Source organism: Turicibacter sp. GALT-G1, assembly GCF_025594995.1.
Lineage (GTDB): Bacteria > Bacillota_I > Bacilli_A > MOL361 > Turicibacteraceae > Turicibacter > Turicibacter bilis.
The window spans coordinates 25,194-46,042 of sequence record NZ_JAMQUS010000015.1; the positions used below are offsets into that span (position 1 = coordinate 25,194).

18 protein-coding genes are annotated in these 20,849 nt (G+C 33.0%); 7 read left to right on the forward strand and 11 right to left on the reverse strand.

Annotated features, from left to right (window positions below):
* Window positions 1-100 precede the first annotated feature (100 nt).
* A complete protein-coding gene (gene pulA / locus NEH74_RS03250) occupies window positions 101-2,248 on the reverse strand; it encodes a type I pullulanase (protein ID WP_262941079.1) in 2,148 nt (715 codons plus the stop codon).
* Window positions 2,249-2,541: 293 nt separating this feature from the next.
* Between pulA and NEH74_RS03255 the strand changes: the two genes are divergently transcribed.
* Complete coding sequence (locus NEH74_RS03255; protein WP_055275683.1) at window positions 2,542-3,174, forward strand: YczE/YyaS/YitT family protein; 633 nt, start codon at window positions 2,542-2,544, stop codon at window positions 3,172-3,174.
* Between the two features lie 200 nt (window positions 3,175-3,374).
* Here the strand turns inward: NEH74_RS03255 and NEH74_RS03260 are convergent, their stop codons facing one another.
* Together NEH74_RS03260 and NEH74_RS03265 are read right to left on the reverse strand one after the other, a co-directional pair.
* The gene (locus NEH74_RS03260; protein WP_055275681.1) at window positions 3,375-5,138 is read right to left on the reverse strand and encodes a helicase-related protein; all 1,764 of its coding nucleotides are present in this window, start codon (window positions 5,136-5,138) and stop codon (window positions 3,375-3,377) included.
* Between the two features lie 234 nt (window positions 5,139-5,372).
* A complete protein-coding gene (locus NEH74_RS03265) occupies window positions 5,373-7,313 on the reverse strand; it encodes a diguanylate cyclase (RefSeq protein ID WP_055305502.1) in 1,941 nt (646 codons plus the stop codon).
* A gap of 545 nt (window positions 7,314-7,858) precedes the next feature.
* Here NEH74_RS03265 and NEH74_RS03270 point away from each other — a divergent pair.
* Window positions 7,859-8,986 (forward strand): DEAD/DEAH box helicase, encoded by a 1,128-nt coding sequence (locus NEH74_RS03270; RefSeq protein WP_055275677.1) that lies wholly within the window; start codon window positions 7,859-7,861, stop codon window positions 8,984-8,986.
* 128 nt (window positions 8,987-9,114) lie between these two features.
* Here the strand turns inward: NEH74_RS03270 and NEH74_RS03275 are convergent, their stop codons facing one another.
* The 5 genes from NEH74_RS03275 to NEH74_RS03295 all read right to left on the reverse strand — a co-directional run bounded on the left by NEH74_RS03275 (window position 9,115) and on the right by NEH74_RS03295 (window position 14,315).
* Window positions 9,115-10,545 (reverse strand): glycoside hydrolase family 32 protein, encoded by a 1,431-nt coding sequence (locus NEH74_RS03275; RefSeq protein WP_055305503.1) that lies wholly within the window; start codon window positions 10,543-10,545, stop codon window positions 9,115-9,117.
* 19 nt (window positions 10,546-10,564) lie between these two features.
* Window positions 10,565-11,533: a carbohydrate kinase family protein gene (locus NEH74_RS03280; protein WP_055243434.1), complete on the reverse strand. Its 969-nt coding sequence runs from the start codon at window positions 11,531-11,533 to the stop codon at window positions 10,565-10,567.
* An 87-nt stretch (window positions 11,534-11,620) separates the two neighbouring features.
* The gene (locus tag NEH74_RS03285) at window positions 11,621-12,769 is read right to left on the reverse strand and encodes a PTS transporter subunit EIIC (RefSeq protein ID WP_238580562.1); all 1,149 of its coding nucleotides are present in this window, start codon (window positions 12,767-12,769) and stop codon (window positions 11,621-11,623) included.
* A 39-nt stretch (window positions 12,770-12,808) separates the two neighbouring features.
* The gene (locus tag NEH74_RS03290; RefSeq protein ID WP_237297073.1) at window positions 12,809-12,994 is read right to left on the reverse strand and encodes a PTS transporter subunit EIIB; all 186 of its coding nucleotides are present in this window, start codon (window positions 12,992-12,994) and stop codon (window positions 12,809-12,811) included.
* Between the two features lie 331 nt (window positions 12,995-13,325).
* Window positions 13,326-14,315, reverse strand: a complete 990-nt coding sequence (locus tag NEH74_RS03295; RefSeq protein WP_055305504.1) for a LacI family DNA-binding transcriptional regulator — start codon at window positions 14,313-14,315, stop codon at window positions 13,326-13,328.
* A 131-nt stretch (window positions 14,316-14,446) separates the two neighbouring features.
* On the opposite strand from NEH74_RS03295, the gene NEH74_RS03300 reads away from it, so the two are divergent.
* Complete coding sequence (locus NEH74_RS03300; RefSeq protein ID WP_262941081.1) at window positions 14,447-14,575, forward strand: hypothetical protein; 129 nt, start codon at window positions 14,447-14,449, stop codon at window positions 14,573-14,575.
* On the forward strand, window positions 14,568-14,876 hold the full coding sequence (locus NEH74_RS03305) for an Hsp20/alpha crystallin family protein (protein ID WP_262941082.1): 309 nt from the start codon (window positions 14,568-14,570) through the stop codon (window positions 14,874-14,876). Before NEH74_RS03300 ends, NEH74_RS03305 begins: the two co-directional genes overlap by 8 nt.
* A gap of 36 nt (window positions 14,877-14,912) precedes the next feature.
* On the opposite strand, the gene cysK is transcribed toward NEH74_RS03305, so the two are convergent.
* Both cysK and NEH74_RS03315 read right to left on the reverse strand, forming a co-directional pair.
* Window positions 14,913-15,848 carry a cysteine synthase A gene (gene cysK, locus NEH74_RS03310; protein ID WP_055243430.1) on the reverse strand — a complete coding sequence of 312 codons (936 nt, stop codon included), beginning with the start codon at window positions 15,846-15,848 and terminating at the stop codon, window positions 14,913-14,915.
* Between the two features lie 143 nt (window positions 15,849-15,991).
* Window positions 15,992-17,215: a M20 family metallopeptidase gene (locus NEH74_RS03315; RefSeq protein ID WP_237252344.1), complete on the reverse strand. Its 1,224-nt coding sequence runs from the start codon at window positions 17,213-17,215 to the stop codon at window positions 15,992-15,994.
* A 285-nt stretch (window positions 17,216-17,500) separates the two neighbouring features.
* On the opposite strand from NEH74_RS03315, the gene NEH74_RS03320 reads away from it, so the two are divergent.
* The 3 genes from NEH74_RS03320 to NEH74_RS03330 are packed head-to-tail and all read left to right on the forward strand — an operon-like array spanning window position 17,501 to window position 20,345.
* Window positions 17,501-18,595, forward strand: a complete 1,095-nt coding sequence (locus NEH74_RS03320; protein ID WP_055305505.1) for an MGDG synthase family glycosyltransferase — start codon at window positions 17,501-17,503, stop codon at window positions 18,593-18,595.
* A gap of 5 nt (window positions 18,596-18,600) precedes the next feature.
* The gene (locus NEH74_RS03325) at window positions 18,601-19,287 is read left to right on the forward strand and encodes a polysaccharide deacetylase family protein (RefSeq protein ID WP_055275671.1); all 687 of its coding nucleotides are present in this window, start codon (window positions 18,601-18,603) and stop codon (window positions 19,285-19,287) included.
* Window positions 19,287-20,345: a YbhN family protein gene (locus NEH74_RS03330; protein ID WP_055305507.1), complete on the forward strand. Its 1,059-nt coding sequence runs from the start codon at window positions 19,287-19,289 to the stop codon at window positions 20,343-20,345. The genes NEH74_RS03325 and NEH74_RS03330 overlap by 1 nt, the downstream gene beginning before the upstream one ends.
* A 40-nt stretch (window positions 20,346-20,385) precedes the next feature.
* On the opposite strand, the gene NEH74_RS03335 is transcribed toward NEH74_RS03330, so the two are convergent.
* Entirely contained in the window at window positions 20,386-20,802 is a 417-nt protein-coding gene (locus NEH74_RS03335; RefSeq protein ID WP_055275667.1) for a DUF2871 domain-containing protein, read from the reverse strand.
* Window positions 20,803-20,849: the final 47 nt, after the last annotated feature.

A 20,849-nucleotide genomic window follows, 5' to 3' on the forward strand; every position in this document is an offset into this window, starting at 1 on the left:
AAAACTCCTTAGCAGTGCTAAGGAGTTTTCACTATCTACTTTTATCTTTTTTGCTTTCATTCATCACCAAATGAAAGAGACGACTGATTCAAAGATCAAATCATTTCACTAGAATTATCGTACTGAGCGGTGCCATTTTCAATTCACCTTCAATCGATTTAATACCTTCCGTTCCACTTTGATGCTCATCAGCAATCAATATAAAATCATTTGTGACGATTGGAATATTTACTTCACGATTTTGTGTATTAAAGAAAATATGGATTTCGTCCCAACACCCATAGTCTTTAACATTTTTCAATGTATATTCTATCACAGAATGATGATGTTGAAAAATGCGTAGATGTTTTTTTACAAGAATTGCATTTGAAAAACGAAAAGCACCGTGAGCTTTACGGATTTTGATGTAGCCTTTAATCAAATTAATACCCTTTTCATGTTCATAAACTTCATCCCAATGAATAGCATTAATTTCATCTGAGACATTATAGCTATTTTCAATTCCATTCTTACTTCTAAAAAATTCCTGTCCACAATGAATAAACGGAATTCCTTGAGCGAAAATCACCATCGCTGCCGCTAAGATTTGACGTTTTTCACGCGTTTCATCATTTTCATCACTATTCGATAATTTCATCCGATCCCATAATGTATGATTATCATGACACTCGACATAATTAATACTTTGAGAAGGATCATAAAACATATATGTTTCGCCTTCGATCAAACCTGAACTACCTGCTAGCAACTGTTTTCCAGCATTCGCATATCCGAAATTTCCAAGCGCTAATCCTCGATCCTGATGATTAAAGGTATGTCCTTTAATATTATCCCGGAACGCATCATTAAAATGGCCAATTCGTGGTAGCTTAAAAGCATTAAACTTAGCAGCCTTTTGAGCTTGTGGTAATGGGGTATTCATATCCCACCCCTCACCATAAAGAAGAATACTTGGATAAAGTTCCTCACAAAGTTGACGAATTTCATTCATCGTATCAACGTCAATAATTCCCATCAAATCAAAGCGAAATCCATCGATTCCATACTCTTCTACCCAGAACTTAACTGAATCTAAAATATATTTACGAACCATGAGTCGTTCTGTTGCCAAATCATTACCACACCCTGTTCCATCTGATGGCATTCCTTGATAATCATAACGATAAAAATAAGTTGGAACCATTGCATCAAACGGGAAGGTCCGTCGTTCATAAACATGATTATAAACCACATCCATAATCACACCAAACCCATGCTCATGTAGGATGTTAACCATCGTTCTTAATTCATTAATACGTGAATAAGGATCTTTCGGATTTAAAGCATAGCTTCCTTCTGGAATATTATACTGGACTGGGTTATATCCCCAGTTATAAGATTGCTCTGGAAAGTTTTCATCGACACCAGCAAAATCGAAAATAGGCAGTAATTGAATATGTGTCACACCTAATTCCTTTAAATAAGACAGACCATAGTGATATCCTGTTTTTTCATCTATTATCTCTTCTGTTATCCCTAAAAATTTCCCACGATTTTTAACTCGTGAAGATGGATGAATCGTAAAATCTCGAATACTTAATTCGTAAATAATGGCGTCAGTCGGCTTATTTAGTTTAGGTCTCAACTCATGTTTAACTTTAACACATTTCAACGGATCCACAACGACACTATATTCTGCATTTACAGTAGAAGCTATAGCATAAGGATCAATCGTTTCTTGGCGTACTAAATTATTAACAATCTCATATCGATAACGACACCCTTCTAAATCTTGATAAATAGTCAGTTCCCATATTCCCTTAGATAGTCGCTTCATACGTCTAAAATGGGTTACATCATTTTCATATAAAATTAATTGAACTTGTGTAGCAGTTGGTGCCCATAGTTTAAATCTTGTCATGTTCTTACTGTAACTTGGCCCCAAATCATCACCATTATAATAAAACCGTTTATCAAATTCTTCAGTTCTCGCAATATAACCTAAAAATAAATAGCTTGTATTTTTATAACAATCCATGACTTGATATTCAGTTCCTACTGTGACAAATCCTTGGATAGATAAGCTATATTTTAACTCGTTACCAAAATCAAACTTCTCTTCTACCTTTAACTCATAAGCCTCTGATGTCGTCATATTGATAAGCTTAAATGGAGCAATTTCTCCATTATAATAACTTTTTGGAACAAGTATTGTAATTTTATTATATTCATCTAAATAAGATGAATATCTACCTTGTGTTATTAACATCAGACACCTCCTCCCCACTTCAACTTCTTGTGATCTCTCTATGTATTTCACCTACTATTATTGATTTTTCTTAGATAAAATAATCATTATCATACAATAAATCCCTAATATTTCATTCTAATTATATTATATGCTTTTTCCATTTAGTAGTTTAACTGACTTTTAATGGAATATAAAAAAATAAATACGACAAAATAACATATAGTAGTTGACTTTTTATCATATTTTTTATATTATGTATACAGTTTCAAATGTAAGGGCTATTTATTTTACAGTCTCATAGGAGGATTATAATGAGTAAATTTAATATTAAAAACTATATCGTTCGAATCATGTTCTTTTTAGTAGGATGTTTCATTATCCAGTTGGGGGTAGCATTCTTTATTAAATCAAATACTGGGGTTGATTCTTTTACAATCTTTATGCAAGGTTTAGCAAATTTATTACACATTACTGTTGGCCAAGCTAATATTTTAGTTATGGGAATTGTATTTATTGGTATGTTAATCTTCACTCGTGAATACATCCGTTTAGGAACATTCTTAGCTGTTATTACAGCAGGACCATTCTTAGATTTAATTAATAACTTATTAAATAACGTAGGTATTGATGCTTTACCATTAATTGTTCGTTTATTAATTGTAGCTATTAGCTGTGTTGTTATCGCAATTGGATTCTCAATTTTAAAATCAGCTGAATTAAGTGTTGCTCCAACTGACCAATTACCATTAATTATTGTTGATAAAACAAGCTGGCAATACAAATGGGTTCGTATCACAATGGACGTTATCTTCATTGTAGTTGGTTTCTCTTTAGGAGGAGTTTTAGGACTTGGAACAATTATCACAACACTTTTAATTGGACCATGTATCCAATACTTCTTACCAATTATCGAGAAAAAAGCAGAAAAAATTATTCCAAATTAATTAAAATTATATTCAGTTGAATAAGTAATCCAGCTATTATTTGGATGATACTAATGAAAAAAGATTAACTATTAATTTATTAATATCAGCTTATTCACAAGATCCCTAATAAGTAAAAAAAAGCAACTTTTAAAAAGTTGCTTTTTTTTATTTTGGATATACAGAAACATATTTACTGCATTATATTTAAAAACTTTCATTTAGAGGCGCAGTAATAAATAATTCAATTTTTTACTAACCTTAGAGCGTTCACGATAAACCCAATTTATATCAAATTCGAGATGGAACACTTTTGAAAAAGAGTAATATAAATTAACTTCTTGATAGTGAATTTCAAGTATTTCAAGATCTTCAGCATGTAGACGAGGTTTCGTTAATTCACTATTTCCATTGATAAAGTGTTCCTCGATATAGAGTAATAATAAATTCAATAAATCCATTTGCATGAAATTTACAGGTAGTTTCATAATTTTCCATTGTACCCATTGCGAGAGCTTATAGTGTTTAATTTGAGTCAATACAAACAAATACCGCTCGATATCCATCTTTTTATAATGGTGAATATCTTGATAATGATTTTCCCAAATCATTAGTTTCTCAATCAAAGGAATCCCTTTAATTTCAAGCATCGATTCATGTGGACCAATAATAGCCTGCTGAATGACTTCATCTTTACATTCTAGCTTTTCTTTTACAAATGCCAAATGCTCATCTAAGCCTGTGACATAGCCGATTTCATAAATCCCTTTGCGTCCTGCTCGTCCAGCAATTTGTTTTACCTCTTGTGACGTCAATTCACGAACGACTTCCCCATCAAACTTTTTAGCACTAACAAATACAATTCTTCGAATTGGTAAATTAACTCCCATCCCAATGGCATCAGTTGAAATGAGTAACTCACTTTGTCCCTCACTAAAGGATTGATATTGAATTCGACGTACTTCTGGTGGTAAATCTCCATAAATAATACTCGTCTTAAACCCTCGATCTTGATAATATCTGGATAGTTCTAAAACTTTCTTTTTAGAAAATGCAATCAGAGCATCCCCTTTAATCGGTTTATTTAATTGATAAGCAGTAGACTCAAACTGTAAGGGAATATTACGGAAATACTCGATACACTCGTATTCATCCCCACATTCAGTAATCATTTGGATTAATAATGACTTCACATTAAGTGCGCCACATAAATGAATTTCTGGACTTAAAATCCCTAAAATAGCACGTGTCCAAGATGCCCCCCTAATACTATCTTGAATCAATTGAACCTCATCAATGACTGCGACATGATACTCTTTTTCTAAATCCAACTTTTCGATCGTACAACTAATATGATGAGCCCCTTCAATCAGTACCTCCTCTTCTCCTGTTAACAAATGACACTTAACGCCATCTTGGTTCATTTTCTCGTAATTTTCAAGTGCCAATAAACGAAGTGGAGCTAAATAGATTCCATCCTCTCCTAATTCAAGTTTCTTCATCGCATGATAGGTTTTTCCTGTATTCGTCTCTCCTAAATGTAAATAAAACTTACGTTTCATCTGACGTGCTATAGGGTACTCATCTTTCGGATGTGACGGTAAAATAGCAAAATGAGGAGAATTCATTAATCCTGGTAAATAACGACTAAGTAAAATATATAATACTCCATTTTGCATGTATTCTTCTTCAAATCCCTCAATCACTTCTTCCAGTCGATATTCAGTTTCATTCTCCTCATTATATAAATTTAAAATTTGTTCTGATGCGTCATTTAGTAACCTTAAATAGTCTTGATAGATTTGTTGCTCATTCGTTTCTTCTAGTTGATTCAATAAATATTGAACAACTTTCATTTTTTTCCGAATAGTTGCTTCTTGATTTAATAATACTCCCATCGACCTAGTCTTAACATTTAGTTTTAGTTGAGTAAGGTGCGCCTTAAGTTTTTTAATTTCTTTATCAATCCCTTGTATTTTCTTCATAAGACACCTCTTTCACTCTTTGCCATATTGCTCATCAAGCTTTAAGGTTTCTAATAAATAGTATGTTTCATCTTAGCGTAATATCATTTCATTCAAATAAAAAATAGCCTTTTAAACAGACGAGTCATAAAAAAATCTCTACCCTTAAATTAATCTCTTAAAAATCATTTCCCAAAAAGAAAAACCTGATTAAATAACACCAACTTGGTCGATTATCTCAGGTTTTTTAATTCTTTAATTTTCACTTACTTTTGAGGGAGCTAATTTTTCTAATATTAATCTCCTGTAGCTTGTCACTTGATCACGTCCATTGGTTTTTGAATGATACATTGCTTGATCCGCTGCATAAATTCCATCGTCTAACAAATCTTCATTAAATCGATACTCGTGAACGCCTAAACTTGCTGTCACTTCTTTTATTCCTAATTGATTAAATCTAAAACTAAGCTCCTTCAATTCTTCTCTTAATTGTTCTGCAAATTCACAAGCTTGATCAATATTCCGATGATTTAAAAAGATGATAAACTCTTCTCCTCCATATCTCCCAATTACCGTATCACGATTACGCTTGGTCTTCAATAAATTACTAAATAGTTGAATAACTTGATCACCTATTTGATGACCATATGTATCATTAATAAGTTTAAAATGATCAATATCAATCATGATAACACTCATTGGATTTTTATGTTTAGCTAGCCGATATAATTTTTCTCCTTTTTTTAGTGCCTCTACTCGATTATATAAACTTGTTAATCCATCATAGCGAGCCAAATAAGCTGTTTGACGATATAACTTAGCATTTTCTAAAGCAATAATAATATAAGAAGCTAAAACACTTAACTTAGTTAAATCGCGTTGAGTGTATGAGTTAATTTCATAAGATTGAACAGTAATATACCCTTTAAGTTCATTACGAATGATTAAAGGACAACAAAGTATGGATTTAATACCTTTTTGAAATAAAATCGTTTCATCCTTTTTTAACTGATATAGTTCATATTCTTCATCTAAATTATTAATAATTAAATTTTCCTTTTGTTTAATACAATAAACGCCTAAACTATTCTCATCGTCTAAGCTAACATATCCAGAGTTCAATCGATTACCTGATTCTAAATATATTAAATAGTCTAAGCAATTTTTCTCTTCGTTAACCTCTGTAATAGCTAATACAGTCGTATCCATCATTTTAGAAAGTTGTTCATGAACATGAATGATTAATTTTTCCAAACTTAATGTTTCTGTAAACGAACGACCGATATGAGAAATAGTTTCTAATTCATCATAGAGTGACTTAAAAATCTTTGCTTCACTAATATATTTCTCTCGATTAATTCGCTTCTCCCAAAGCTCAGAACGCTTTAGGTGAGCCTTTCTTTCTACTTCCGAACATTTTTCATAATAATGCAAGGCAAGTTCAAAAATATTTAATGATTTATAAAATTCAATTAAAACCCTACATATATTAACAGATAGTAATGGACTTCCAAGACGCTTAACGTAATGATCAGCTTCTAACAGAAATAGCTCTCCTCTTAATTTATTATCCTTCGCTAACTCGATTTTCCCCCACTCATAATACGTTTGTGCCAGGTATTCTAAAAAATTTCCTTCCTGTGCTAGATGAATTGATTCTTCAAAGCTTTCCTCATATACTTTATCATCACCAAGTTGATAATAAACTTTTCCTCTCATACGTAAAGTTTCTGACAATAATGCCGGATGATTAAGGTTAAGTACTCGTTCATAAGCACGATCAATCAAATACTTAGCTTCCTCAAGATTATTATCGACTAAACAAATGCCAGCTTCTAACTGATCTAAAGATACTTTATTCCCCTCCACGACTGGTTCTTTTAAACATCTTATCAATTTTACTGCTTCTTTTGCTTCCTCATATTTTTCTAATGCATAATAATTAAATGCAATATTTCCTAACGTTAATAGTAATAATTGATCATCCCCTGATTCCTGTGCCAGTCTTAGTCCCTTCACTCCAAAATCAATACTCTCATCATATAGGCCAAGGTTAAAATAACCACACATTAAACCACTGTAACTTTGGACTATCCCAGCTTCATCTTCATTTTTTTCAAAAATTGATATAGCCTCATCCCACAAATCAATAGCCGCCTGTGTCTCCCCTTGATTAAGCAATAAATATCCTAACATATTAAGCAACTTAGCCGCAATAAGATTAAATTGCTGACTTCTCATTATTGAAATTAATTGCTTAATCTCACTTGTAGAGACTTCATTGCACCTTCTCTGTTCAGCAACAAATGTTAATACCTTCTCTATATCTGATTCAGTTTCAAAAAATTTATCGTATAAACATTTAACTTTTGGACTTACGTTATTCAGTTTCAGCCTCCATCACCTTCCCAGTTTTTACCTATGTCAGTTAAATTCTAACATATAACAGATTAAATGTATCGACTTTTCATATAGTTTTTAATACAAAAATACACTATATGTTCTTTTTTTCTGCAAAGCATTATTAACAATAATATTTTGTTAGTTTCCTTTTGCTAAAGAATTCCCCCTTTACTTTTTATCACCAAGTATTTTATTACTATAATCAACGGATTACGTCACTTCAATCTTAATTGTAAACACAGTATATCAATTATAAATCACTATAAATTAATTACTCATGTATTTTTGCATAGACTATGGTATGATTAATTGAATACAAGAACGAAAGGTATGTCATTATGAATTTTAAAGATTTAGGGATTAGTGAACCATTGGTTCAAGTTTTAAAAAAATCAGGAATTACAACTCCTACTTCAATTCAAGAAGAGTGTATTCCATTAATTAAAGACTATAAAGATGTAATTGCTCAGGCTCAAACAGGAACCGGAAAAACATTAGCTTTCTTATTACCATTATTTGAAAATATTTCACCTGATGTCTGTGCAACTCAAGCATTAATTATCACGCCTACTCGAGAGTTAGCTTTACAAATTACAGAAGAAGCTAATCAATTAGCTAAAGGAAAAGCTATTAATGTGTTAGCAGCTTACGGAGGACGCAATATCGGTTCTCAGCTAAATAAATTAAAAGGTACTATTCATTTAATCATTGCAACTCCTGGACGATTAATTGACCATATTGAACGTGGAACAATAGATTTAAATAAAGTTAAAACAGTCGTCATTGATGAAGCAGATCAAATGTTATTAATGGGATTTAGAAATGAAGTTGATCAAATTTTAAGAGCAACTCCTCGTAATCGTCAAACACTATGCTTTTCTGCAACAATGGCACCAAATGTTAAAAAACTTGCTTACCACTATACTTACTCACCAACAATGGTAACGATTGAACCTAAGAAGGTGACGATTGATACGATTCGTCAAGAAGTAATTGAAACAACGGATCGTTGGAAGGCAGATACACTTTGCCAAGTTCTTGAAGAAGATAATCCATTCTTAGCCATTATCTTTGCTCGTACTAAGCGTCGCGCCGATGAATTATTTGCTAAAATGAAAAAACGTGGATTTAACGTTCAAGTCATTCATAGTGATATTGCACAAAATAAGCGTGAACGTATCTTGAAATCCTTCCGTGATGCAGATTTACAATACTTAATTGCAACAGATGTTGCTTCACGTGGACTTGATATTAGTGGTGTGACTCATATTTATAACTATGATGTTCCAGAAACACCTGAGATTTATATTCATCGTATTGGGCGTACAGGTCGTGCAGGTGAAGATGGATACACATGTATGTTTGTCGCACCAAAAGATAATCTCGAATTTAATATGATTGAACGTAAACTACGTCGCAACTTACCAAAGCGTCAATTAAAGGAAGAATTACGCAAAACAAAATAACAAAAACACAGCCATGCTGTGTTTTTATTTATCGCTTTTCTTCTCAATCCTATATCTTTTCAACAATTATAACGCCATATCTTTCATCAAAAAAGGGATAACCTAAAATGATTACCCCTTCATTAACACTACAATGACCATTTAGTTAACGTAACGTCACCTGTTCCTGATAAAGTTAATGTTTCATCTAATTTTTTATTATAAATACGTGAAGTAAAAACTTCAGCCCCCTCATTTAAATAAATCTCTAAAATTGAGTTATCAGAGTAGATACGTACATTTGAGATAGCTTTAATCTCAACACGACGGTAATCACGTCCGTATCCACTTCGACCTAATGATAATGTAAAAATTCCATCTTTAAATGTTAATTGACAATCTTCACGAAAATCTAATTCAAATGAAGTTGTATTTTTGAAGTCTAGGTTTAATTCGTATGTATTATTTTCAAATAATTTGAATACTTGTGATTGACCTAAATTAATCTCTTTAATAATTGTTTCATCTTTACGCAGTGCTTTTAGCTCTTCTACTGGCACTTGATATAATTTTTCACCTTTTAAAACTAATTCACGTGGTAATGTTAAACAATGTTGCCATCCTTTTTCAATAGTTGGATTACTGTGTTCAACGGCATCTGGTACACCAGCCCATCCATACATAATAATACGTCCATCATGGTTTTTAAAAGTTTGCGGTGCATAAAAGTCGAAGCCACGATCTAATTCATCAAAAGCACCTAATGATAATATTTGTTTATTTTCATCAAATGATCCAACAGCATATCCACTTTGATAAACATTATGATACTTTAATCCTTTAGCATCCATTCCTTGTGGAGAGAACATGAAGATGTCCTTTCCTTCTAATTTGAATGTATCTGGACACTCCCACATGTATCCCATATCATCTAATCCACCAGCTGGAACACTTAATAATTCCCAATCTGTTAAGTTTGTTGATTTATACAGTAAGACATATCCTTTATCATCAATTGAACGTGCACCTAAAACCATATAGAAGACTCCATCTTCTTCCCACACTTTTGGATCACGAACATGTAATCCCATATTTTTAGGATAATCTTCATTCGTTAATAAAACTTGCTTTTCAGAGAAATTAAACCCATCTGTCGATTTAACCATAATTACATTTTGCTCTCGTCCCGTTAAAATGTAATCATGATCACCTTTATGTTTAACATTTCCAGTATAGAATAAATACATTTCATCATTATGAACTAAAGCAGATCCTGAATAAACCCCATCTACATCTGAAGCGATGTCTGGGAATAAGGCTACTTCATGCTCTGTCCAGTTTACCATATCTGGTGATGTATAATGTCCCCAGAACTTTAATCCACCTTTCGCATCTAGGGGTGAATATTGATAAAACACATGATATAATCCTTTAAAATAACATAATCCGTTTGGATCATTAATCCAACCAATAGGTGCCATGAGATGAAATTTATTACGCCACTCATCCCCATTAACTATGGGTAACTGATTCGCTTTTTCTGCAGCAATTTGGTTAATAAACTGTTGTTTTGTCATCATCCTCACATCCTCCTAAAAATTATCGATTCATCATTTCAATCACTGCTTCTTTTGTAGGTAATGCTGCAATGGCACCTTTTTTAGAAACAGTTAATGCTGCAGTTGCTGCGCTAAATGTCATGATTTCAGTCACTTTTACTTCATCTAATTGAACTAACTCTTCTAACGTATTAACTGTTTGAGCAACTTGATATAAGAACGATCCGATATATGAATCTCCTGCTCCTGTTGTATCTTCAGCTTTTACTGTAAACGATGGAACAGTCACTTTTCGTTCTTTTGTGATGAAGTCTGATCCATTTGTCCCTTTTGTATAAATAACAACTTCTACATTTCCAACGAATAATGATTTTAATGCTTCTTGCTCATCTTTAATTCCAGTAATGAATTCTAATTCTTCATCACTAATTTTAACAATATTTGATAAAGGTAAAAATTCTAAAATAGCTTGACGGCAAGCTTCTGGTGACTCCCATAATGGTAAACGAACGTTAGGATCAAAGCTGATGATTCCGTTATATTTTGTTGCATACTCAATAGCTTTTTTATGAGCTTGTTTAATTGGTGCATCAATCAAGCTAACAGAACAGAAGTGTAAGATTGATCCATTTTCAAAATCTTCTTCATGAATTTCATCTTCACTTAATAACATATCAGCACTTGGATTACGATAGAATGAGAAATCACGCTCTCCATCTTCTTTTAAAGAAACGAATGCTAAGGCTGTATTAGCTTGATTTGTACGTCCTACACGTGAAACATCTACACCTAATGGCTTAACTTCTTCTAAGATTGCATCTCCAAATCCATCGATCCCTAATTTTGTTAACATTTGTGCTTTTCCACCTAATTTAGCGACAGCTGCTGCAACGTTTAATGGGGCTCCACCTGGCACACGTAGAAATCCTTCTACATCTTTAAGTGCTACTCCTTTTTGTTGTGGAATGAAATCGATTAATGCTTCTCCAATTGAAATAACTTTTTTCATGATACCGTTCTCCTTTTTGCTATAATACAGAAAAATGAATAACGGAGAGTCCCCCATTATCCATTTTCTATCTATGAATTTATTTAATTAGTCTTCTTTAATTCCAAGAATCCATGTCGCAATGAAAGCTCCTACAACTGCAATTCCCATTGCAATTAAATAGTTTAATGTTGTTCCAGGTGCAGAAATTGCTAAGGCTGGAAGTCCAGTTACTCCAACAGCTGTAAATACAACTTTAGAGAATACAATGTAAGCTCCACCTAAAGCCCCACCAATTGCAGCTCCGATGAATGGACGACCATACTTCATGTTTACCCCAAAAATTGCTGCTTCAGTTACACCAAATAAACAACTAATGGCAGATGGTAAAGCAATTGCTTTTGTTTTTTTATTTTTAGCTAAGAAGTAAACAGCGAATGCTGCCCCACCTTGTGCTACATTTGCCATTGACCAAATTGGTAATAATGAGTTAAATCCGGTATTTCCAATTAACTCTAACTCAACAGCATGGAAACTATGATGAATACCAGTGATTACGATTGATGAATAAGATCCACCTAATAATAATCCCGCGAAGATACCGAAGTTATTTAAGGCATATGTAAAGAATGTTGAAATTGCTGAACCTACTGTATTAGCAATTGGTCCAATAACAACTAACGCTAAGAATCCTGTCACTAATACAGTGATTAATGGCGTTAATAAAATATCTAACATTTTAGGCATATATTTACGTGTATATTTTTCAATGTATGACATTACAAAGATAACGATTAAAATTGGTAATACTGTTCCTTGATATCCAAGTAAAGGCATATCAATGATTCCTAATACATTAACTGTTTCATAACCAGTTCCTGATGTCCAAGCATTTTGTAATGCAGGGTGAATCATAATTCCCCCAATTGTGGCTGCTAAGTAAGGATTACATTTGAATTGCTTTGCAGCTGAAATTGCGATTAAGATTGGTAAGAAATTAAATGCCGCAGATGAGAACATATCTAATAACATAAACCACCAAGTATCAGTTAAGTGTCCTAAACCAACTTTATCAACGATTCCTAAAATCCCCATTAATAAACCTGCTGCAACGATTGCAGGAATAATTGGTACAAAGATGTTTGATAGCATACGACAGAAGCGTTGGAATGGATTTAATTTTTCCATTGCTGCATCTTTAACATCTGCTGTACTCATCTCTTGAATTCCAGCAAGTGCTGCTAATTCAGCATACACGCGATTAACTGTTCCTTGTCCAATAATAATTTGGAACTGTCACGCTGTTGAAAATACACCTTTAACAATATCCATTTTTTCAATTTCTGCTTTATTTACTTTTGACTCATCGTTTAAAACTAAACGTAAGCGTGTCGCACAATGCGCAGCACTAGCAACATTATCTTTTCCACCGATTGCTTCAAGAATAACCTTAGCGACTTCGGCATAATTTGGGTTTGTCATAACTTTTTACTCTTCCTAAGTATCCTGTCTACAAGTAAATATACTAATCATTTTAGGATGACTAATATATAGTTGAAGATGATACATTGTTTCATTGAGCTGACGACTTATTATTTCTTCTAAACGCCATTATTGTTTTCCATTTTTCTCACTTCAATGTTTACTACTTTGAGTTTCTTTGAGGGAACGTTCCCACAAAGTCCTAAAAAAATAAATTAACGCTTTCTTTTTGGACTGTATTTATAATTGGTTTTTATGGTTACTTAATGAGATTTTTGCAGGAACGTTCCCATCAGGTTCAAAAAAATAATAACCTTCATCACGAAGATTATTATACACTATCACGTTCTATAAGTCTATAATTAAAAATAAAATTGCTTTCATAATTTTTAGAGCTTTCTTTTCCTGATTGAATTAACTGCATTAAAAGATTAGCACTTTTAGCTCCCATCGTCTGAAAATGATAATGAACAGTTGTAAGCCCTGGTGTCATATAAGCAGCGATTTTTATATCACCTAGCCCCATGACTGCAATATCGTCAGGGATCTTATATCCATTTTCTTTTAAATATTCCATACATCCAATAGCTAAGTTATCAGTCACGGCAAAAATTGCACTTGGTGGTTTTGGTAACGACATTAAATGCTTAGTCAAGTTAAATCCACTTTCATGACTAAAATCCCCAATTTGAATATACTCTGATTGAGCTTCAATTTTCTGTTCTTCTAAAGCATCTAAATACCCTTTTTTACGCTCAATTCCAACCGCAACATCATATTCACCAACGCCAATAAATCCTATTGAACGATGACCTTTATCAATTAAATAGTTAATGGCATCTTTAGATGCATGATAATCATCATGAACAATACATGGATAATCCTTTACTTTTTGAGCAACAACAACAATCGGAATATGTAACTGCTCAAATAACTCATAATGTTTAGGTGTAATTTCAGTAGCCATAAAAATAATTCCGTCTACTTGGTTTTTAAAGACTTTTAAGTAATCGAATTCTTTTTCAATCGATTGACTTGTATTTCCGATTAGTACTTCATACCCAGCGTTACTTAATTCATTAGTAATTCCTTCAATGACATGAGCAGCTGTTTCTGTACTAATTTTTGGAACAATAATACCAATTAAATTTGTTTTTTGTGAACGCATAGCCTGAGCTTGTCGTCTTGGAACAAACCCCGTTTGTTCAATTACTTCTTTTATTTTCTCGCTAGCTTCCTCGCTGACATATCCATCATTTAAATATCTAGAGACGGTTGACTTTGATACTCCTGCCAGTTTCGCAATTTCAATTATATTCATTGTATCACACCTCTCATTATCAGTTTATCATACCCATTTCATTCATGCAATCTCTCCAAAATAGACACTCAAATATGACAATCGCATATGATATGTTGTATAACTTTTATCTCAGATAAGGAGGAGATAGGATGTCAAATTTAACACCCTTTGGCGGAAAAAATGAATCATTAGCACCCGTTAATTTTTTTGATATTTTTAATCATATGGAAACGATGATGTTAAACACTTTTCAAATCTGCTTTTACACCAATGAATAATACAACCTTTAATGATCAAGGAACAGAATATATTTTCACGTTGACACTTCCAAATTTAAAACGGGAAAATATCCAGTTAGCTGTTGAAAATCAAAATTTAATCCTAACAGTAAAACAAGTTGTTCAAGCAAATGAAGAAACAGGACAAGCTTACCAAAGTAGTTCTTTTTCACAAAGCTTCAGTCTATACGACGTTGATGCCGATAAAATTACAGCCAACTTAACTAATGATACACTTACCATTGTTCTTCCAAAAAAAGAATCAATGGTCATCAATCGTCGACTAATTAATATTTTATAAAAATACTAAAGGTGAGCTAAAATGCTCACCTTTTCATTAGTCTTCATTATATAATCCAGTTGATAAATAGCGTTCACCTGTATCTGGACAAATCACAACAATTCGTTTCCCTACATTTTCTTCACGTTTAGCTAACTCAGTTGCAGCATAGACCGCTGCTCCAGAAGAAATGCCCACTAATAAACCTTCTGCATCCGCTAATAGACGTGATGTTTGAAAGGCATCTTCATTTGATACAGAGATAATCTCATCAATAATATTGCAATTTAAAACATTCGGAACAAATCCAGCACCAATTCCTTGAATTTTATGAGGGCCGGCTACCCCTTTTGATAAAACGGGTGAAGTTGCTGGTTCAACTGCAACTACTTTCACATTTTGGTTATATTCCTTTAATACTTCTCCTACTCCTGTGATTGTTCCACCTGTCCCAACGCCAGCAACAAAGATATCAACTAATCCATCTGTATCATTCCAAATTTCAACAGCTGTCGTCAAACGATGAATAGCTGGATTAGCCGGGTTCTCAAATTGCTGAAGCATTATCGCCCCCGGAATTTCTTGACAAAGTTCCTCAGCTTTAGCAATGGCACCTTTCATCCCTTTCGCCCCTTCTGTTAAAACAAGGTTGGCACCAAGAGCTTTTAATAACTTTCGACGCTCGATACTCATCGTGTCTGGCATCACTAACGTTAATTGATAACCTTTAGCTGCCGCAACAAAGGCTAAGCCAATCCCCGTATTTCCACTCGTCGGTTCAACAATCATCGATTCTTTCGTTAAAACCCCTTGGCTTTCAGCTGCTTTAATCATGGCACAAGCAATTCGATCTTTTACACTTCCCGCTGGATTAAAATACTCTAGCTTAGCAATTAACTCTGCCTTTGCTCCTACTTGCTGACTATATTTGTTTAAACGCAATAAAGGTGTATTCCCGATTAGTTCAACTAAACTATCCACAATGTAACTCATCTATTCCCCTCCTTTTATATTAATCATTATATTTATTCGTACGCTTCAAATATTCTTCCGTTCATTAAAAAATTATACATTAATGTATATTTTTGCCCCTTTATGTATCTCTTAGTTGAAGAACATATAAAAAGAGGGCTTCTTTAACCCCTCTCTTCAATTACTTCAGATAAATGAGCTTCTTTTATTTTTTGGAATTCTTCTTTAATCATTTTCAAACAATCATCATCCGTCAATAAGCGAACTGCAATACGCGCTAAAATGATTGCGCCATCAATAATAGCTTGATCACCTGCTTCTGATTTAGCTGCCTGTTTAAATTCCTCCGTATGAATCGTAATAGAATCATTACAAATTTTAATCGTTGGATGAATCGTTGGAACCACCTGGCTCACATTTCCTGCATCGGTTGAACCAATGCTTTTACAATCTTTCGTTTTAACCTCTAACCCTAATCGATTGGCTTCCTCAATAAAAAGATTTTCGAAACTTGGGATAATGAACATTTCCCTCACTCGGTTAAGTGAATCATCATATTTAAACCTACATCCTGTTGCTAATGCAGCACCTTGACCAATTTTTAAAATTTTTTCTTTATAAATATCACATAAATCAGATTTAGGAGCTCGAATATAAAAGCTAGCTTTCGTATATGCAGGTATAATATTTGGCGCCTCACCACCATTTGTAATAATTCCATGAATTAAAACCCTTGGTGGCATTTGCTGCCGCATGGCATTAATCCCACTATAAAATAGAAGCATAGCATCTAAGGCATTAATCCCTTTTTCAGGTGCTGCTCCCGCGTGAGAAGGACGACCAAAAAACTCAAATTCAGGTTTAACAATCGCAAGGGTTGGTTGAGTAGGGGCTGTTGTATGAAACGGATGAATCATCATACAGACATCAACTTCATCAAATAGATGCTCTTGTACATAACTCTCCTTTGCATTCCCGTGTGGTCCTCCCTCTTCAGCAGGTGTTCCGTAAACAACTACCTTTCCACCTAACTCATCAAGGACTGAAGAAATAGCTAAAGACGCACCTATACTCATCATAGCAATAATATTATGACCACACGCATGCCCTAAGCCTCTTAATGCATCATATTCAACGAGTATTCCAATTGAGGGTCCTTCCTTCTGACTTTTCTTACGCGCAATAAAACCTGTTGGATGGGTAGCAATATCAATCTCAACCTCAAATCCTTCCTCTTTTAATAAATTAGTCAGTAATTGACACGCAAATTGTTCCTCATTGCCTAATTCAGGTTTTTCATGAATTTGATGACTCATCTTCAAATATAATGGCGCTTTTTCTTTAATATCATTTGCCACTCGTTCAAAATAATTTTCTACTTGATTCATCATCTAAATCCCCTTTTCTGATCCATAATTTTTCCTAAACTCTAGCTGTTACTACATTATGTTAATTTATCCTAATCGACACGGTTATACTCCTAATCCAAATATATTCATTATTCAGGGTAAGAAAACAGTTATTGTTTAAACTTACACTCCCTTGTTAGTTAAAATACCATTATTTTCTTAACGTATTATTCAGAGAATCTTTAAAAAATCTTAAGATTTTTATAGAACAAATCTAAAGATTTAATTTCTATAATAAACCTATAGGAAACAGGAGGAAATAATATGAAAGTTCTAATTTTAACAGGGAAATTTGGAATGGGGCATTACTCAGCATCCTATTCAATAGAGGAACAACTTAAATCTACCATTGAAAATTCAGATGTTACGATTGTCGATATATTCGACTATACACTGCCACATATCTCAAAACTCATTTACCGAAGCTTTAGTCTCCTTATCAATCGAGCATCTATATGCTATAATATATTTTATAACTATACAGAAAATGGCAACGAAACTTCAAAACCTATATTAGGCGATTACTTCTATAAATCACTACAACAATTACTTTTAATTACAAAACCAACAGTGATTATTTCAACCATTCCTTATTGTTCTCAGTTAGTTTCTCATTATAAAACTAAATCTAGTTGTCAAATTCCACTGATTACTTGTATTACAGATATTAGTAGTCATTCAGAATGGATTAATGATCAAACAGACTGTTACTTAGTAGGAAGTCCTTCTCTTCAGTCAGAATTAATCGAAAAAGGAATTCCTCGAAATAAACTTCATGTAATTGGAATTCCAGTCAAATTAGCCTTTAAATCCCATCATGTATTACCTCAGTTACATCAAGAAAATAAACACCTTTTAATCATGGGTGGTGGTCTAGGTTTATTACCAAAATCAAAAAAGTTCTATAAAGAGTTAAATAACTTAAAAAATATAAAAACAACGCTGATTACAGGAGGTAATAAAAAACTTTTTCAGAAATTACATGGAAAATATGAAAACATCGATGTCATTGGTTTTACTAATCAAGTCTATAACTACATGCAACAAGCTGATTTAATCATCTCTAAACCAGGGGGAATCACTATATTTGAAGCGATTCATTCCGAACTACCGATGTTAATTATCGAACCTTTTTTACAACAAGAAATGAAAAATGCTCAATTCATTAATTACCATCGACTCGGTCGAATTATATCAAAACAGCAACTGATAAATATTCACTATCTCTCTCAAATTTTAAATGACGAAACAAATCTCTATGAAATACGACAAAATATGAAGTCACTTAAGCAGCAGCTCAATCATGCGACACTTGATACCATTATCCTGTCTTATCAAAACTGTCAGTTAGGAGCCTAACAATAATGATTTTTTTATTATTACCACTAAGTGTGTTTATCATCCACTCAATTTTACCAACCTATTACCATAAACACTTTAATTCAAATGCAATCACCGATACTCAACAACAAGGAATACTTCTCACCTTTGATGATGGACCTGATGAAATCTATACTGAGAAGCTTCTCGATCTCCTAAACAAACACGATATAAAAGCTATCTTTTTTGTTGTTGCAAAGAACGCTAAAAAATATCCTCATCTCATCAAACGTATGATAGATGAAGGACATGAAATCGGTCTTCATTCACTCGAACATAAAAATGCATGGTTACATAGTTATTTCTATACAAAAAAAGACTTTCAACAAAGCCTCGACATTATGAATCAATTAAATGTAACGTGTCACCTTTATCGTCCACCCTGGGGACATATGAATTTATTTACTTATCACTTCATGAAAAAACATCAATTAAAACTTTGTCTTTGGAATGTCATGATTCAAGACTGGAAAAATCAATCTAAATCTCTCTTAAAAGAACGATTGATTAAACAGTGTCATTCAAATTCAATAATCTGTTTACATGATTCTAGTCATGATTGCGGCGCTGATTACGGGGCCCCTTTAAATACCATCGGTGCCTTAGAACTAGCCATCCCACAATTAAAAATAAAAGGATTGAAATTCATTTCTCTAGAAAGGAGCCAGTAATGAATAATAAGCTAAAATCATCAGTAAGCCTTTTATTTATGATTTCTCTAATCATAATTACAAGCTATTTTATTTTTAAAGATCAATCTTTACCTACGTTACTTCAAACATTAAAAGATGTTAATTTATTCTATATTATATTAGGCCTTTGTATGATGTTTATCTTCGTTGGGTGTGAAGCCATGAATACATTCTCAATTATGCGTGCCCTCGGACAAAAGATTTCCTACATAAAATGTCTAGGATTTGCATTTATCGGTTTCTATTTTAGTTCAATTACTCCCTCTTCCTCTGGTGGGCAACCCGCTCAAATGTTTTATATGAACAAAGCTAACATCAATCTTTCTTATTCTTCCTTAAATTTATTAATTATTACCGTTGTCTATCAAATGGTCATGATGGCATACGCTGGAATTATGTTCCTTCTGAACCATGAATTTATTATGACTAATCTTCATGGAATTCAATACTTCTTAATGTTTAGTGTAACAATTAACCTTTTATTAACGATTGGTATTTTATTAGCGATGTTTTCAAAAAAATTTATCTATCAATTAATCTACTTAGTTACTAAATGGTTAGGCGCTATTCGAATCATAAAAGATGTACCCGCGACACGATTTAAACTAGAATCACTAGTAAAAGAGTATACCATAGGAGCAGATTACCTTAAAACACGACCTCTTTTATTACTACGTGTCGTTTTTACAACAACCATTCAATTAACTTCTACTTATCTAGTGCCCTATTTTGTTTATAAAGCATTCCACCTTAACGACTTTACTTTATTACAAATTATCTCGCTTCAGTCATTAGTCTCATTAGCTGTTTCATCCATCCCACTTCCTGGGGCAGTTGGTGCTTCAGAAAATGCATTTATGAGTGCTTTTAAACTATTCTTTGCAAGTAACCTTATCGTCCCAGCGATGTTGTTATGTCGTGGAATTAGTTTTTATGCCTTTTTAATTATTAGTGGAATTATCTCAATGATTGTTCATTTCCTTTTAACAAAAGAGCAATCGACAACTCCCCCATCAAAATCTATGATTTCAATATAAAAAAGACGTATTGAGCCCCATCACTCAATACGTCTTTTGATTATTTTGTTGCAATGGTACGTCTAAGATTCATAAAGAATAAGATAAGTCCTACTCCTAATAAAATATGACCAACACCAGATATTCCTGAAACTGAGGCATTAACTGCTTTAGAAAGTTCAGCATCTTGAATTTGTAAAAATCCACGAACTGCCATCATTAGTGATGTTAAAATTAAACCCGCATTATAAGTCATAAAAAATCCATTAAAGATTTTTTGTTCACTTAACTTTAATGTTGTTTCTAATGCTAACACAACTAAAAAAAATAACATACCTAAAGTAAATAAATGAGTGTGTAATAACGATAAATTCGTTTTACCTGAGAAACCAACAACTTTCGTATACTCTCGATACACCACACCCGCTACTAATGCAACAATTGTATAAACAAATGCCGTATTTGATATTTTTTTCATTCTCATTCATCTCCTCTTTTTCAACAGGAGATATTGTACATGGACTC